The following is a 15,741-nucleotide window of genomic DNA, read 5'->3' as shown; positions in this document are numbered from 1 at the left end:
AGTCATGACTTCACCAACCGAGAACCGCAAACAAGTAGGAGGGGAAGACGTAGATGGCCAAGGCCAGGGGAAGCAACGGCGCCAGAGCAAGAAGCAATGGAGTACGGGCCGTGATCATTGCGGACCGCAGGCGGGTCCCCGCCGCCTTGGCGGCCTCCAGGACGTGCAGCACGGACACGGCGATGCCGACCACCGCGTACGCACAGGCACCAAGTATGCAAAGGAAGACGTAGCCCACCGCTGGGCCGGTCATCTCGCCTACGACAGCTGCCACCGACAGCGCTGTCACGATTCCTCCATACGGGAGGACCAGCCGTTTCGGCAGTACTTCCGACCCGCTTCTGTCCTTGGGGGTGACCTTGAAGTAGATCGGCCGGCGGAAGGTCTCCTGCACGATGGCGCCCAACACGCCCCAGGCCACCCATGGCCACCGGGCCAGCGTGAAGAGCCACAGTTCCCAGCTGAGTACTGGCGCCGAATGTGGACGCAGCAGGCCTCGGCGCCGCAACAGCAGGAGGAGAAAAAGCATACAGAGGCCCATGGCGAAGAAGTTGCCCAGGAAGGCCAGGTAGTTGACGCTGACCCATATATTTCCGGAAATCGATGCCGCTGCGGGTAGCACCAATCCGGCGATCGCCGCAAGTGCCAGCAACGGGTAGTAGATCAGCACGATCGTGAACCGGATGCGCAGTCGCACGGGCAGACGATGCATGTGACGCGGGATCATTCCGAACATCATGGCCACGAGACTGCGCGACCACTGGTATTCCTGGGTCACCATATCCGCGAAGGTCATCGGGCCGAGGCCGTGAGCCTCCGCGTCGATCGCGAAAGCTCCCTGCCATCCTGCCGAGTTGAACAGGAAGGTGGTGGTGAAGTCCTCTGCCAGGTCGGGCCCGAGGCCCCCGATGTCACGCAGCGCCCGCGTACGTACCCCATAGTGCGACCCAATGCATACGGGGGCGAGCCGATTCGCATGTCCGAGTTGGAAGGGGCCATGGAAGGGTGCTTCCCGGTACAGACGGCCGCGAGCTGCCCACGATGTGCGGGCATTTGCATCGCAAATACTCGGTGCCGCCACATAGCCGATGGCCTCGTCCGAGAAGGGCCGGACAACCTCCGCCAAGTAGGTGGAGGACGGCTCGTGGTCGCAGTCGAGTTGCACGACGACGTCGTATTGCGAGTAACCCCAATGATCGTAGAAGTAGGCGAGGTTGCCCTCTTTGCATTTCGTGCGGCGCGGCCAACTACTCCGGTTGTACTCCGGGACGCCTTTCCGTGTCGACACACGAATCCCCTGAGCCGCACACCACTCGTAGATCTCCGGGGACGGGTCCTCATCGCACAACCAGACGTCATACGCGTACGGGAACTCTTGTGCCTTCATCGCCTCCAGGGTGCGCCGCGCCATAGCCCATGGCTCGGAAGGAGCTCGCGTCACCGCGATGGCCAGCCGAAGTCTCGGAATCTTCAGTGACGGTCGCACGCGAGGCAGCCGAGCCACCGCGATGAGGAAGTAACACGCCTGGGTGGACAGGTAGAGGAGCAAGACGCTGGTGACGCCCATCCCGACCCAGGACACCAGATGCCCCGGCTGCAGCCACCACAGCCAGAACCAGGAGAAGGCCACGGCCCACAGGGCGGCGATGCCAGCCATGATCACCTTGTCGCGACCGGACAGAGTCGACACATAAGTGCTCCGCTCCGCCTGGAGTGATCGCGGTGGCCGGGCGAAGAGCGGTCCGTGAGGGGTGATCCGGCCGACATTACCGTCCGAGAGATCCCGGAGCTGGAGCTCAAGGATCTGCCGCTCCCGGTCGTCGAACTTTCTCCCCTGACGGCTTCCGCGATGCTGTGGAGCTTCTGTCTGTGAGTGCGTCATCAGGCACATCCCAGTAGGTGCGTGGGACTTCCCGCCCATTGGGCGGCTGCTTCGGGAGACTCCGCCGAGAGCGAGTATTCGACGTACGTTTACGGTCAAGACTTACATCGTACACATACTCAAGCCGCTTCCGCTTGACGTCATCGAGCAGCGGGCGCAAACTGCAAAATATACGACGTAAACATACAGAGTTGGCATCTAGCGACACCGAACAGGTGCCGCCGCTGGCTCCGGTGGCCGGCCGACGACAAAGGAGCCACCTCATGCGATTGACAGTCATCGGGACCGGATATGTGGGCACGGCGCATGCCGCGCGCATGGCGGACCTCGACCACAAGGTCGTCGGCATCGACGTCGACGCCGACCGCATCGCCTCCCTGTCAGCCGGCCGCGCCCCTGTCCACGAGACGGGCCTGAGTGAACTGCTCGCGCGAACCATCCGCTCCGGGCGCCTCCGGTTCACCACCTCGTTGGCCGAGGGCGCCCAGTTCCCCAGGACTCACTCCGTCTGTGTGGGCACACCCCAGCGGGCCCAGAGCAACGCCCCGAGCAGCCACGGCACGAAGAACGCGCCGCTGCTGGCACGGCGGCACGGGGCCCGCTTCCTGCCGGCAGCTACCAGCGAGGTCTATGTCGACCCGCTGATCCATCCGCAGCCCGAGGTCTACTGGGGCAACGTGAACCCTGTGGGACCCCGCAGCGTCTACGACGAAGCCGAACGCTACGCCGAAGCGCCCACCACCGTGCACCGGCGCACCTATGGGACCGAGACGGGCATCATGCGGATCTTCAACGCCTACGGTCCCCGTATGCGGCCCCGAGGCGGGAGCCTGGTATCCACCTTCGTCCGGCAAGCGCTGGCCCGCGCCGCACCCACCATCTACGGCGACGGCGGCCAGACGCACAGCTTCTGCTACGTCGACGACCTCGTCCGAGGCTTGATCGCCATGCTCGACAGCCACCACGAGGGGCCGGTGAACCTGGGCAACCCCGCCGAGTACAGCGCCCGTGAACTGGCCGAACCCGTCCTGGCAGCCATCGGCTCATCCTCCCCTCTCGACCGCCGCCCCCTGCCCACCGACGACCCCACGCGCCGTTGCGCCGACATCACGCGCGCCCGTGAGCTGCTCAACTGGGCGCCCGAGGTCACGTTGACAGAAGGGCTGCGCCGCACGGTTGATCGGTCCGCCAGGACTCTCACCCAAGGACGGCTCAGGCAGCCGTTGGAGATCTGATCCCCATGTGGCGCACCCGCACCCTCGCCACGGCGGTCCTCGGGCTCCTGGTCGGTGGCTGCACCGCGGCTCCCCACTACGGAGCCCCGTCGCCCAAGACGTACTACGTGAGCACCCACGGCGACGACTCCGCCGAGGGAACCTCGACGGACAAGGCCTGGCGCACCCTGGGCCGTGCCGAACAGGTCATGCTGCGTCCCGGTGACCGGCTCCTGCTCGAAGGCGGGGCCCGCTTCGCCGGCACGATCACGGTCAGCGGCAACGAAGCCGGGGACGCCGAGAGGCCGGTGATCGTCGGTTCCTACGGGAGCGGGCGGGCGACGCTCGTCGCCGCAGGCTCTGCCGGAGTCTCCGTGCACAACACCGCAGGCGTCGAGATACACGACCTGATACTCCGAGGCCGCGGCTCGGCGCGCACCAGCCAGGCGGGCGTCAACCTGTACAACGACACCCCGGCCGAGGCACGCCGGGCCCACGTGATCGTCTCCGACGTCGACGCATCCGGTTTCCAGGTGGGAATCGGGGTCGGCTCCACCATCTCCGGCAGCGGCTTCACCGACGTGCTGATCCGCCGCGCAGAACTCCACGGCAACAAGGACACCGGGTTGCTCACCTACGGGCCGGAGTTCGATGACAACCGTCCCGCCTACGCTCACGAGAACATCGACATCACAAATGTCCACGCATACGACAATCCCGGCGACCCCGCCGCGATCTACCGTCCGACTGGCAACGGCATCGTCATCGGGGGCGTACGTCAAGCCATCGTGCGCAACTCCAGTGCCCACGACAACGGCAGGCAGGCCGCGGCCAAGGCGTACTACGGGCCGGGGGGTATCTGGGCGTACGACTCCACAGGCGTTCTGGTGGAGCACAATTCCGCTTACCGCAACCACTCCGGTTCCGATGTGGATGGTGCCGGGTTCGGCATGGACACGAGCGTGTCCAACTCGACCCTCCAATACAACCTGTCGTTCCAGAACGACGGGTCTGGTTTCTACGTGTTCTCTCGCTGGGGACATCCGCATCCCAACAACACCATTCGTTACAACATCAGCAGCAACGACGCACGCAAGATGCCCCACAACGGCGGTCTGACGGTCCACGGCTCCAATATCAGCAACCTGCAGATCTACCAGAACACAGTGGTCATGACCCGCTCGCCGGCGGGCGAGGGCACCGCGGTGCGCGTCCACCCCAACAACAACGCCGTGAGCCTGCGCAACAACATCCTGGTCACCGACGGAGACCCGCTCGTCGTGTCGGACACCGACCTCTCCACCAGTCAGGTCATCTTCCAGGGCAACCAGTACTACACCGCGAAAGGCCAGTGGCTCGTGCGCTGGGGCGATGAGAACTTCCGGGGTCTTGAGGACTGGCGCTACAGCACAGGGCAGGAACGCCTGGACAGCCGCTCGACGGGTGCTACCGCCTCTCCCTGCTTCGACGGAGGCCCGCTGCCCGAGGCCGATTCGCCGTCCGACGCCCGCCGCTTCGTTCCCGACTGCCGGCACGCCGGGCTCGACCTGCATGCGCGCTTCGGCCTCGTCCCGGTCAGCGTCGACTACTTCGGCCGCGCCGTCACGGCACCGCCGAACACTGGGGCTGCACAACCCTGACCCCGAAGGTGTACTACGTATACGTACACTCAACAGGGACACGGCCTCGGCCGACCGTCTGGAGGCAGGACATGGCCAAGGAGCGGGCCGACGAGGCCCAACCGGCGCGGCGCGCCAGTGATCGCGGCCGATATGGGCGACTCAGCCGGGATCGCGTGCTGGCCAGTGCGCTGGCTCTTGTGGATCGGGAGGGACTGTCGGCGCTGAGCATGCGTCGGCTCGGTGCCGAACTCGGTGTGGAGGCGATGGCGCTCTACCGGTACGCCTCCAGCAAGGACGCCCTCCTGGACGGCCTGGTCGAGGCCCTGTACCTGGAACTGGAGTCACGCCTGGCCGCCGAACCCGATCCCGAGGCTGGTGCACTGGCCTGGCGCGCGGGACTGCACCGCATCGCGCGGGCCACCTACGACGTGTGTCTCGCCCACCCTCAGGCGGCACCCCTTCTCACCACGCGCATGCTGGCGGTTCCACTGGCGCGGCGGCCGGTCGCCGTGCTGCGGGACCACGAAAGGATACTCGCGCTGCTCCGGGAGGGTGGGCTCGACGATGTCCGCAGCGCTGCCGTCTTCCAAGCTCTCACTGCCTGGCTGCTCGGCTATGTATCCGTGGAGCTACGGCCCATGGTGGATAACCCCGACGAGCCTGATCCCGCTTTCCGTCTCGGCCTGCACCGCCTGTCGGCTCAGGAACTGCCGACCCTGCGGGAGACGGCCGCCTCACTCGCCGAGCGGGGCGGTCCGGAGGCCCTGGCCACCGGGCTGGACGCGCTGCTCGACCGGTTCACGCGGGAGTAGAGGGTCCGGCCGCAGATACCTCGCCGTTCCCAGAGACTGAGCGGGAGTGAGTCCTGTTGCCAGGGTCCGTGCTCAGTCGAACGCCCCGAACGGTGTTGGGCGTTCTGGTCGACCGCTTTCGCTCCGTGTCCAGCGCGCACGGATCGTGTCCGTGGTCCGGGAATGCGGGGCGGCCCGCGGCCGGAGGCCGCTGATGGGCACAGCCTCACGCCCCGGGGTGGCCGGTTCGGTCTGGACGGTCCGATGCCCCTGCTCATCGCTCCGGTGAGCAGGGGGCGGTGTCGTCCGTCGCCGGACCGGGTGTCCCAGGGCGCGTCTTCCGATCGCCACCGCTGCCGCATGATGGCGTGTGGTCTTGCGGGTCTTCTCCGCGGCGAAGTCGAGGTCCTCCACCGCGATCGCCAAGCCGTGGCGTCTGGCCATGGGGATACCTCCCGCGCGAGCGAAGCCGAGCGTGGGGGAGCAGCAGGCGGATCAGGGCGTGGCGGATCTGGGCGTCGCGGTGGTGGGCGGTGCCGGTGAGGTCGTAGTCGAAGCGGCGGGGTGCGCCGAGGGGGTTGCCGTGGGCGTCGAGGCGCCAGGCGGCCAGGTGGTCGGCGTTGGTGTCCACCCCGACCAGGCCCTGCGCGCGGGCCGCCTCCAGCGGCACCGCCGGGGTGGGGGGGATGGTCCAGGAGGCGGTGAGGTACCAGCGGCCCCGGCCGGTGTCTTCGTGGATGCGGTACGCGACGGCCCGGTTCGCGGTGACGCGGTCGGCCCACTGCTCACCCCGGTGCGCGAACCCCACACGGGCGGTCAGCACGTAGCGGCCGTGCGGGGCGTTCGCCAGATGCGCCAGCGGCGCGGGCAGCCTGAGCGACACCTCACCGCCGGGAGTGACGCGGACGGTCTCGTTGCCGAACCGCTTGCCGGACTCCCCGTCCGCCTGCAGGAAGCGGCGCCCGGCCTGCCACCGCCGGCGCCACTGCTCCTCGGTGAGCCGAGCGGCATCCAGGTGGTGACGGGTGTTCAGCAGCCCCTTCCCGCCCCGCACCACACGCACCACCCCGGCATCCCAATCGGCCCGCGCCGCCTGAAGCCGCTCATCGAGCACCCGCAGGCGCCGCGACTTGGCGAACCACTCCTGCCTGCTGCCGTAGCCGCCCGGAGCCTTCTTGCCGCCCTTCCCCCCCGACCGGCAGGGACAGGCGGTGCGCGATGGTCCTGACCCCGGCCTGAAGGCTGTGGATGTGGGCGAGCTGACCGCGCCGCGCCAGGGCCCACTGATCGTGAGTGGACTTCGTGATCGACCCCGCCCACCGCGAGGACGACTCCTCGGTCAGGACACGCTTGCGCTGCGCCCACCGCTCACTGTCGTGCCCCGGTCCGGCCGCACACCGCGCCTTCAGATCCCGGGAGGCCAGCGACCCCAGATGGTCACCGACCAGATGCAGCACCTTCTCGTCCCCGGCGGTCAGATTCTTGAGCCGGGTACGGACCGCGACCCCCGTGGGACCGGGCACCCCGCCACCCCCACCCGGTGCCGCACAAATCCGTCACCACACCCAACGGCCACCACCGACGAAGGTCACACATTCGAGGCGAGAACTTCCGTTCCCCACCCCACGAGTGCTCCTGCCACCGCCCGGAGACTCACTCGTGCACGCCTCGTCGTACCCACCGCCGACCGAGGAACCCGGCCGCCCTCCGGGACCTCACCGCATCAACACCCCCGCGCCCTCCCCCATCTCCTCCGCCGGTACCGCCACCAGCCCCAGCTCCGCCGTCGACGCCAGCAATCGGTGGGCCGGCAGGATCCGTACCGTGTAGCCGAACGGGCCCGTGCGGTCCAAGGACAGTGGCCCCTCGTACACCCAGCCGCCCCCCTCGTCCGGCCCACCCGTCGGCTTCAGCGGGACGTACGTCGCGTCCGTGATGCGGTCCTCGTTGTCGACGCGTCCCGACACCGCCTGGACCTCCACGTCGTCCGGGGCCAGGTCCCCCAGACCGACCCGTACACGCAGCACCAGCGACGCCCCCAGCTCCGCCGCCGTGCCGGTCGGGGCGGCGGAGGTCTCCACATGGTCCACCGTCACCCGGTGCCACGCGGACCGCACCCGCGCCTTCCACCCCGCCAGCTCGCGCGCCGTGTCCGGCGTCAGCGCACGATGCGCCCGGGCCGCCGGCGCGTACAGGCGTTCCACGTACTCGGACACCATCCGGCCCGCCAGCACCTTCGGGCCCAGATGGGTGAGCGTCTGGCGGACCATCTCGATCCAGCGGTCGGGCAAGCCGCTCGGCCCGCGTTCGTAGAAGCGCGGGGCCACCCGCTGCTCCAGCAGGTCGTAGAGGGCCGCGGCCTCCACGTCGTCCCGGCGGTCCTCGTCCATCGCCGTGCCGTCCGCCGTGGGGATCGCCCAGCCGAAGTCCGGCTTGAACCATTCGTCCCACCAGCCGTCCAGGACGGACAGATTCAGACAGCCGTTCAGCGCCGCCTTCATCCCGCTCGTCCCGCACGCCTCCAGCGGTCGCAGCGGGTTGTTCAGCCAGACGTCGCAGCCGGGGTACAGCTTCTGCGCCATCGCCATGCCGTAGTCGGGGAGGAACACGATCCGGTGGCGTACGCGCGGGTCGTCCGCGAAGCGCACCAGCTCCTGGATGAGGCGCTTGCCACCGTCGTCCGCGGGGTGGGCCTTGCCCGCGACCACTATCTGCACCGGCCGCTCCGGGTGGAGCAGCAGATCCATCAGGCGGTCCTGGTCCCTGAGCATCAGGGTCAGACGTTTGTACGACGGGACTCGGCGCGCGAAGCCGATCGTCAGCACGTCCGGGTCCAGCACTCCCTCGATCCAGCCCAGTTCGGCCGTGCCCGCGCCGCGCTGGCGCCAGGAGGCGTACAGGCGTTCCCGTACCTCCTGTACCAACTGCTCGCGCAGGACCCGGCGCAGTTCCCAGATGTCCTGGTCGGGGATGTCACCGACCGCGTCCCAGCGGTCCGAGCCGCCCACCGTCATGGCGTCCTCGGTGCGTTCGGCGCCGATCTGGCGGGCGCCGAGGCGGAAGACCTCGGGGGCCACCCAGGTCGGGGCGTGTACGCCGTTCGTGACCGAGGTGATCGGGACCTCGTCCGGGTCGAAGCCGGGCCACAGGCCCGAGAACATCTCCCGGCTCACATTGCCGTGCAGGAGGGACACCCCGTTCGCCCGCTGCGCCAGCCTCAGGCCCATCACCGCCATGTTGAAGACGTTCGGGTCGCCGCCCGAGTACGTCTCCATGCCAAGGCCGAGAATGCGTTCGACGTCGATGCGGGGCAGCTCGGCGTCGGGGCCGAAGTGGCGGGCGACCAGTTCGCGGTCGAAGCGGTCGATGCCGGCGGGGACGGGGGTGTGGGTGGTGAAGACGGTGCCGGAGCGGACCGCCTCCAGACCGGCGTCGAAGTCGAGGCCCTGGTCGGAGAGTTCGGCGATGCGTTCGAGGCCGAGGAAGCCGGCGTGGCCCTCGTTGGTGTGGAAGACCTCGGGGGCCGGGTGGCCGGTGAGGCGGCAGTACGCGCGTACGGCGCGGACTCCTCCTATGCCGAGCAGCATCTCCTGGAGCAGGCGGTGTTCGCTGCCGCCGCCGTAGAGGCGGTCGGTCACGCCGCGTTCACCGAGGGCGTTCTCCTCGACGTCCGAGTCGAGCAGGAGCAGGGGGACGCGGCCGACCTGGGCCTGCCAGATACGGGCGTGCAGCAGGCGACCGCCGGGCAGGGCCAGGCCGACCTGGGCCGGAGAGCCGTCGGACTCGTGCAACGGCACCAGAGGCAGCTCGTTCGGGTCGAGTACCGGGTAGTGCTCCTGCTGCCAGCCGTCTCTCGACAGTGACTGGCGGAAGTAGCCGTGCCGGTACAGCAGGCCGACGCCGATCAGGGGTACGCCGAGGTCGCTGGCCGCCTTCAGATGGTCGCCGGCAAGGATGCCGAGGCCGCCGGAGTACTGCGGCAGCGCGGCCGTGATACCGAACTCGGGGGAGAAGTAGGCGATGGCCGCCGGGAGTTCGGCGGTCTGCGCCTGACCTTGATACCAGCGGTCACCGGTGACGTAGTCCCGCAGTTCGTCGGCCGCCACCGTGAGGCGGCGCAGGAAGCGGCGGTCCTCGGCGAGTTCGGCGAGGCGTCCGGTGGAGACGGAGCCCAGGAGTCGTACGGGGTCGCCGCCGGACGCGGCCCAGCGCTCGGGGTCGACGGACTGGAAGAGGTCACGGGTCTCCGCGTGCCAGGCCCAGCGCAGATTGCGCGCCAGTTCGCTGAGCGGGTGCAGGGCTTCGGGGAGGAGGGGTCGGACGGTGAATCTGCGGATGGCCTTCACAGAGGGTTCCACCTTCACGCCAGGACGTACGGGCCGGAAGGACGCACTCCGCTGTGCGCCCGCTCGTCACCCACGACGGTAACGGCGCGGACGGCTCGGCTCTACGGCGCGTCCCCCGGCTGTGCGGTTCGGGTATCGATGTCGAGTCCGGGTACCGGGTGTCGGCAACCGGTATGCATGCACGGCGCATCCGTACCCCGCCTCCCCCGCCGTACAGTCCGTCCCCGCACGTTCAGGCCTGAATTCGCCGCAACCTCCACATGTACCCCACGGGCGATATGGCCGATTCCGCCCCTCTGCTCGACCTTGTGGTGCTTCGCACCGCACGAGAGGCTGCCGAGTGGCGTACCGGTCGACCTCGGCCGAATCCGGCGGACCCCGGGGGCCCGACCTCGCACGGCCTCGGCGAACTCCGGTGGCGGTACGCCGAGTCGAGGAGGGGGTACGTACGCATGCCACACCTGTCAGAGGCGAGAAACAGGCGTCTGCGCTGGACGGGAGGGCTGGCGGCGGTCATCACGGCCGCGGCGCTTTCGGCCATCACCCTGCCGGCGCACGCCGCTCCGGAGGGGCTGGTCCTCGGAGCCGGTGGCCCCGGTTCCGTCAGCGGCAGTTACATAGTGACCCTCAAGACGGGCACGAAGGCCCCGTCGAAGGCCGGGAAGGGTGTCGCGGAGAAGTACGGGGCGAAAATACGCCACACGTACAGCTCGGCCCTGAACGGATATTCCGTGAAGGTCAGTGAGAAACAGGCCAAACGGCTCGCGGCGGACTCCCGCGTGGCATCGGTCGTCCAGGACACCAGGGTCACATACGACCACAACCAGCGAAATCCGCCCTCGTGGGGCCTCGACCGACTGGACCAGCCGGGCCTGCCGCTCGACAAGAGCTACACCTGGCCGGAGTCGGCGGGCCAGGGCGCCACCGTGTACGTGATCGACACCGGTATACGGATCACGCACAAGGACTTCGGCGGCCGGGCCAGCCACGGCTGGGACTTCGTGCAGAACGACAGGACCGCCCAGGACGGCAACGGCCACGGCACCCATGTCGCCGCCACCGCCGTCGGCACCACGTACGGCGTCGCCAAGAACAAGAAGGCGAAGGTGGTCGCCGTACGCGTGCTGGACGACGCGGGCGCGGGTACGACCGCCCAGGTCATCGCCGGTATCGACTGGGTCACCCAGCACGCGAGGAAGCCGGCCGTGGCCAATATGAGCCTCGGCGGCTTCGCCAACGCCCAGCTCGACGCCGCCGTACGCAACTCCATGGCGTCCGGGGTGACGTACGTGGTCGCCGCCGGCAATGACGGGCTCTCCGCGGGTCTCTACTCGCCCGCCCGCGTCAAGCAGGCGATCACGGTCGGCGCCACCGACAAGAAGGACGTCCGTGCCTACTTCTCGAACTGGGGCCCGAGCCTCGACCTGTTCGCTCCCGGTGTGAACATCACCTCGGCGTCACACAAGAGCGACACCGGGAAGGCGACCTTCTCCGGTACGTCGATGGCGACCCCGCACGCGGCGGGAGCTGCCGCGCTGTATCTGGCCGACCATCCGAGGGCCGCACCGGCCGAGGTGGGCAAGGCGCTGGCGCAGCGCACGGTTTCGGGCAAGGTCAAGGACAGATATCCGGGCTCTCCGAACAAACTCCTCCAGGTCGACAACCCGTAGCAATCTCATGGAAAACCTGTGCGAGACCCACAGGAGTCCCGTAGGACCCCTGTAACACCACAGGTGAACAGCCCTTCACCCAGGGCGACTACAGTGGCCGGCCTCGTCCCCAGTGGACGAGGCCGGTCCTGTGTCTGGACATCCGTCCACGACACGGCCGGTCTTGTGTGTAGACATACGCGTGAGTAGTTAACAAAGTGCCGGAATGCCCACCCGCACTCCATGGGAAGGCTCCACCGGTACGTCCCGCTGGCCCCACCTCCCCACACCCTCATCCGCCCACCCACGTTGACGCGGACAGGAGCGGTCATGCCCGCCACGCACCACTCGTCAGCACCTCCGACGACCAGCACCACCAGCACGCCCGATACCACCCCGGACGCGCCCGGTACCACCCCTGACGCCACCGAGAGCGCCCTCTCGAGCCCCGCGCGCCGGGCGCACACAGGACCGCCCGCGCCGGTCGACGCCACTTCGCCACCAGATACCCCGGCCATTGGGCGGATACCGCTTCTCGACGTACGGCCGTGTGTCCATCAGGGCCGCCGGCCGGCGAAGGCCGTCGTGGGCGAGGCCTTCGAGATCTCGGCCACCGTCTTCCGCGAGGGCCATGACGCGGTCGCCGCCAATGTCGTCCTCAGGGACCCGGAGGGCCGCCCGGCTCCCTGGACCCCGATGCGCGAACTCGCCCCCGGCACCGACCGCTGGGGCGCCACGGTCTCCGCAGCGAGCGAGGGGCTGTGGACCTACACCGTCGAGGCGTGGAGCGACCCGGTCTCCACCTGGCGGCACGCCGCGCACATCAAGGTCCCGGCCGGCATCGACACCGAACTCGTCCTGGAGGAGGGCGCGCGCCTGTACGAACGCGCCGCCGCCGAAGTCCCGAAGGAGCACGGCCGCCGCGACGTGCTCCTCGCCGCCGTGGACGCGCTGCGGGACACCGCCCGGCCGGACGCGTCCCGTCTCGCGGCGGCGTTGACGCCGGAGGTGGACGAGGTCCTGGCCCGCCATCCGCTACGGGAACTGGTCACCAGCAGTGACCCGTTGCCGCTGCTCGTGGAGCGGGAACGGGCCCTGTTCGGGTCCTGGTACGAGTTCTTCCCCCGCTCCGAGGGCACCCCCGAGCAGCCCCACGGCACCTTCCGCACCGCCGCCCGCCGCCTGCCCGCGATCGCCGCCATGGGCTTCGACGTCGTCTACCTCCCGCCCATCCACCCCATCGGCACCACCTTCCGCAAAGGCCGCAACAACACCCTCTCCCCCACCCCCGACGACGTCGGCGTCCCCTGGGCCATCGGCTCACCCGAAGGCGGCCACGACGCCGTCCACCCCGCCCTCGGCACCATCGACGACTTCGACCACTTCGTGCGACGGGCACGGGAACTGGACCTGGAGGTGGCCCTGGACTTCGCCCTGCAGTGCTCACCGGACCACCCCTGGGTCGACAAACACCCCCAGTGGTTCCACCACCGCCCCGACGGATCGATCGCCTACGCGGAGAACCCCCCGAAGAAGTACCAGGACATCTACCCCATCGCCTTCGACGCCGACATGCCCGGCCTCATCACCGAGACCGTCCGGGTCCTCAGGCACTGGATGGCCCACGGGGTACGCATCTTCCGCGTCGACAACCCCCACACCAAACCGGTCGTCTTCTGGGAACGGGTCATCACGCGGATCAACCGCACCGACCCCGACGTGATCTTCCTCGCCGAGGCCTTCACCCGCCCCGCGATGATGCACACCCTGGCCCAGATCGGCTTCCAGCAGTCCTACACCTACTTCACCTGGCGCAACACCAAACAGGAACTCACCGACTACGCCACCGAACTGGCGGGCGAGGCCGCGAGCTACATGCGGCCGAACTTCTTCGTCAACACCCCCGACATCCTCCACGAGTTCCTCCAGCACGGCGGCCGGCCCGCCTTCGAACTGCGCGCGGTGCTCGCCGCGACCCTCTCCCCCACCTGGGGCGTGTACTCGGGCTACGAACTGTGCGAGAACACCCCGCTCAAACCCGGCAGCGAGGAGTACCTGGACTCGGAGAAGTACCAACTCCGACCCCGCGACTGGGAGACCGCCGAACGCGAGGGACGCACCATCGCCCCGCTGCTCGGCAGGCTGAACGCGATCCGGCGGCGGAGCCCGGCGCTGCGCCAACTGCGTGACCTGCACTTCCATCACGCCGACAAGGACGCGGTGATCGCGTACAGCAAGCGCGCGGGTTCGAACACGGTTCTGGTGGTCGTGAACCTCGACCCCCACCACACCCAGGAGGCCACGGTCTCGTTGGACATGCCGCGACTCGGGCTCGACTGGCACGAGTCCGTGCTGGTGCGCGACGAGCTCACCGGTGAGGTCTACACCTGGGGCAGGAGCAACTATGTACGTCTCGAACCGGGCCGCGCGCCCGCACACGTACTGACCGTCCTGCGACCGTCCAACCCGCAGATCGGAGGGTCACCCGCAAAATGATCGTCAACGAGCCCGTTCCGGACACCTTCGAGGACACGCCGCAGAAGGACCGGGACCCGGACTGGTTCAAACGCGCCGTCTTCTACGAAGTCCTCGTACGCTCCTTCCAGGACAGCAACGGCGACGGCATCGGCGACCTCAAGGGCCTGACCGCCAAACTCGACTACCTGCAGTGGCTGGGCATCGACTGCATCTGGCTCCCGCCCTTCTTCAAATCCCCCCTGCGGGACGGCGGTTACGACGTCTCCGACTACACCGCCGTCCTCCCCGAATTCGGCGACCTCGCCGACTTCGTGGAATTCGTCGACGCCGCCCACCAGCGCGGCATGCGCGTCATCATCGACTTCGTCATGAACCACACCAGCGACCAGCACCCCTGGTTCCAGGAGTCCAGGAACAACCCCGAAGGACCCTACGGCGACTACTACGTCTGGGCCGACAAGGACGACCAGTACCAGGACGCCCGCATCATCTTCGTCGACACCGAAGTCTCCAACTGGACCTTCGACCCCGTCCGCAAGCAGTACTTCTGGCACCGCTTCTTCTCCCACCAACCAGACCTCAACTACGAGAACCCGGCCGTACAGGAGGAGATCATCTCGGCACTGCGGTTCTGGCTGGACCTGGGCATCGACGGCTTCCGGCTCGACGCCGTGCCCTACCTGTACCAGCAGGAGGGCACCAACTGCGAAAACCTCCCGGCCACCCACGACTTCCTGAAACGGGTACGCAAGGAGATCGACGCCCACTATCCCGACACCGTACTGCTGGCCGAGGCCAACCAGTGGCCGGAAGACGTCGTCGACTACTTCGGCGACTTCCCCAGCGGCGGCGACGAATGCCACATGGCATTCCACTTCCCCGTCATGCCGAGGATCTTCATGGCCGTCCGAAGGGAATCCCGCTACCCCGTCTCCGAAATCCTCGCCAAGACCCCGGCCATCCCCTCCAACTGCCAGTGGGGCATCTTCCTGCGCAACCACGACGAGCTGACACTCGAAATGGTCACCGACGAAGAACGCGACTACATGTACGCGGAATACGCCAAAGACCCGCGGATGCGCGCCAACATCGGCATCCGCCGCCGACTCGCCCCCCTCCTCGACAACGACCGCAACCAGATCGAACTGTTCACCGCCCTGCTGCTGTCCCTGCCGGGCTCACCGATCCTCTACTACGGCGACGAGATCGGCATGGGCGACAACATCTGGCTCGGCGACCGCGACGCCGTACGCACCCCCATGCAATGGACCCCGGACCGCAACGCCGGATTCTCCTCCAGCGACCCCGGACGGCTGTTCCTCCCCACCATCATGGACCCGGTCTACGGCTACCAGGTCACGAACGTCGAGGCGTCGATGTCCTCACCGTCGTCACTGCTGCACTGGACCCGCCGCATGATCGAGATCCGCAAGCAGAACCCCGCCTTCGGCCTCGGCGCCTACACCGAACTGCCCTCGACCAACCCCGCCGTCCTGGCCTACCTCCGGGAGTACGAGGACGACCTCGTACTGTGCGTCAACAACTTCTCCCGCTTCGCCCAGCCCACCGAACTCGACCTGCGCGCCCACGAAGGACGCCACCCCGTCGAACTCATCGGCGGCGTCCGCTTCCCCGCCATCGGTGAACTGCCCTACCTCCTCACCCTCGCGGGCCACGGCTTCTACTGGTTCCGCCTGCGCAAGGACGCCGTGTAGCCCGACCGGAACCCAGGGTGGGCCGGTTTCCCCCGGCCCGCCCT

The 15,741-nt window shown here is 68.2% G+C and carries 9 protein-coding genes and 1 pseudogene; 7 read left to right on the top strand and 3 right to left on the bottom strand.

Features of this window, described 5'->3' with window-relative positions; translation table 11 throughout:
- Positions 1–10: 10 nt before the first annotated feature.
- Positions 11–1,690: a glycosyltransferase gene (locus STRIP9103_RS16340; RefSeq protein WP_009313043.1), complete on the bottom strand. Its 1,680-nt coding sequence runs from the start codon at positions 1,688–1,690 to the stop codon at positions 11–13.
- Between the two features lie 54 nt (positions 1,691–1,744).
- Between STRIP9103_RS16340 and STRIP9103_RS52775 the strand changes: the two genes are divergently transcribed.
- The 4 genes from STRIP9103_RS52775 (at position 1,745) to STRIP9103_RS16325 (ending at position 5,530) form a co-directional block, all read left to right on the top strand.
- Positions 1,745–1,873, top strand: a complete 129-nt coding sequence (locus STRIP9103_RS52775; RefSeq protein ID WP_009313055.1) for a hypothetical protein — start codon at positions 1,745–1,747, stop codon at positions 1,871–1,873.
- A gap of 272 nt (positions 1,874–2,145) precedes the next feature.
- A complete protein-coding gene (locus STRIP9103_RS16335; RefSeq protein ID WP_009313077.1) occupies positions 2,146–3,117 on the top strand; it encodes an NAD-dependent epimerase/dehydratase family protein in 972 nt (323 codons plus the stop codon).
- Positions 3,118–3,305: 188 nt separating this feature from the next.
- Entirely contained in the window at positions 3,306–4,736 is a 1,431-nt protein-coding gene (locus STRIP9103_RS16330; protein WP_234022217.1) for a right-handed parallel beta-helix repeat-containing protein, read from the top strand.
- 71 nt (positions 4,737–4,807) lie between these two features.
- Positions 4,808–5,530 carry a TetR/AcrR family transcriptional regulator gene (locus STRIP9103_RS16325; RefSeq protein WP_048820385.1) on the top strand — a complete coding sequence of 241 codons (723 nt, stop codon included), beginning with the start codon at positions 4,808–4,810 and terminating at the stop codon, positions 5,528–5,530.
- A gap of 32 nt (positions 5,531–5,562) precedes the next feature.
- Here STRIP9103_RS16325 and STRIP9103_RS45505 read toward each other — a convergent pair.
- Positions 5,563–7,062: pseudogene (locus tag STRIP9103_RS45505) on the bottom strand (IS200/IS605 family accessory protein TnpB-related protein); the annotation flags it as partial.
- 162 nt (positions 7,063–7,224) lie between these two features.
- A complete protein-coding gene (locus STRIP9103_RS16315; RefSeq protein ID WP_009313053.1) occupies positions 7,225–9,855 on the bottom strand; it encodes a glycosyltransferase family 1 protein in 2,631 nt (876 codons plus the stop codon).
- 452 nt (positions 9,856–10,307) lie between these two features.
- On the opposite strand from STRIP9103_RS16315, the gene STRIP9103_RS16310 reads away from it, so the two are divergent.
- From STRIP9103_RS16310 to treS, 3 genes are all read left to right on the top strand, one after another.
- Positions 10,308–11,525, top strand: a complete 1,218-nt coding sequence (locus STRIP9103_RS16310) for a S8 family peptidase (RefSeq protein ID WP_100243925.1) — start codon at positions 10,308–10,310, stop codon at positions 11,523–11,525.
- 309 nt (positions 11,526–11,834) lie between these two features.
- Complete coding sequence (locus STRIP9103_RS16305) at positions 11,835–14,000, top strand: alpha-1,4-glucan--maltose-1-phosphate maltosyltransferase (RefSeq protein ID WP_009312993.1); 2,166 nt, start codon at positions 11,835–11,837, stop codon at positions 13,998–14,000.
- Positions 13,997–15,697: a maltose alpha-D-glucosyltransferase gene (gene treS, locus STRIP9103_RS16300; protein ID WP_009313036.1), complete on the top strand. Its 1,701-nt coding sequence runs from the start codon at positions 13,997–13,999 to the stop codon at positions 15,695–15,697. Before STRIP9103_RS16305 ends, treS begins: the two co-directional genes overlap by 4 nt.
- The last annotated feature ends 44 nt before the right edge of the window (positions 15,698–15,741 follow it).

The sequence above is a fragment of the Streptomyces ipomoeae 91-03 genome (genome assembly GCF_000317595.1).
Taxonomy (GTDB): Bacteria; Actinomycetota; Actinomycetes; order Streptomycetales; family Streptomycetaceae; genus Streptomyces; species Streptomyces ipomoeae.
The sequence above is the reverse complement of the archived record's forward strand: the minus strand, read 5'-3'. Positions and strand labels throughout refer to the sequence as shown.

Excerpts from the sequence above, each read along its gene's own strand:
- STRIP9103_RS16335 (WP_009313077.1), top strand. The coding sequence starts at position 2,146 with ATGCGATTGACAGTCATCGGGACCGGATATGTGGGCACGGCGCATGCC.
- STRIP9103_RS16330 (WP_234022217.1), top strand. The coding sequence starts at position 3,306 with ATGCTGCGTCCCGGTGACCGGCTCCTGCTCGAAGGCGGGGCCCGCTTC.
- STRIP9103_RS16325 (WP_048820385.1), top strand. The coding sequence starts at position 4,808 with ATGGCCAAGGAGCGGGCCGACGAGGCCCAACCGGCGCGGCGCGCCAGT.
- STRIP9103_RS16310 (WP_100243925.1), top strand. The coding sequence starts at position 10,308 with ATGCCACACCTGTCAGAGGCGAGAAACAGGCGTCTGCGCTGGACGGGA.
- STRIP9103_RS16305 (WP_009312993.1), top strand. The coding sequence starts at position 11,835 with ATGCCCGCCACGCACCACTCGTCAGCACCTCCGACGACCAGCACCACC.
- treS (WP_009313036.1), top strand. The coding sequence starts at position 13,997 with ATGATCGTCAACGAGCCCGTTCCGGACACCTTCGAGGACACGCCGCAG.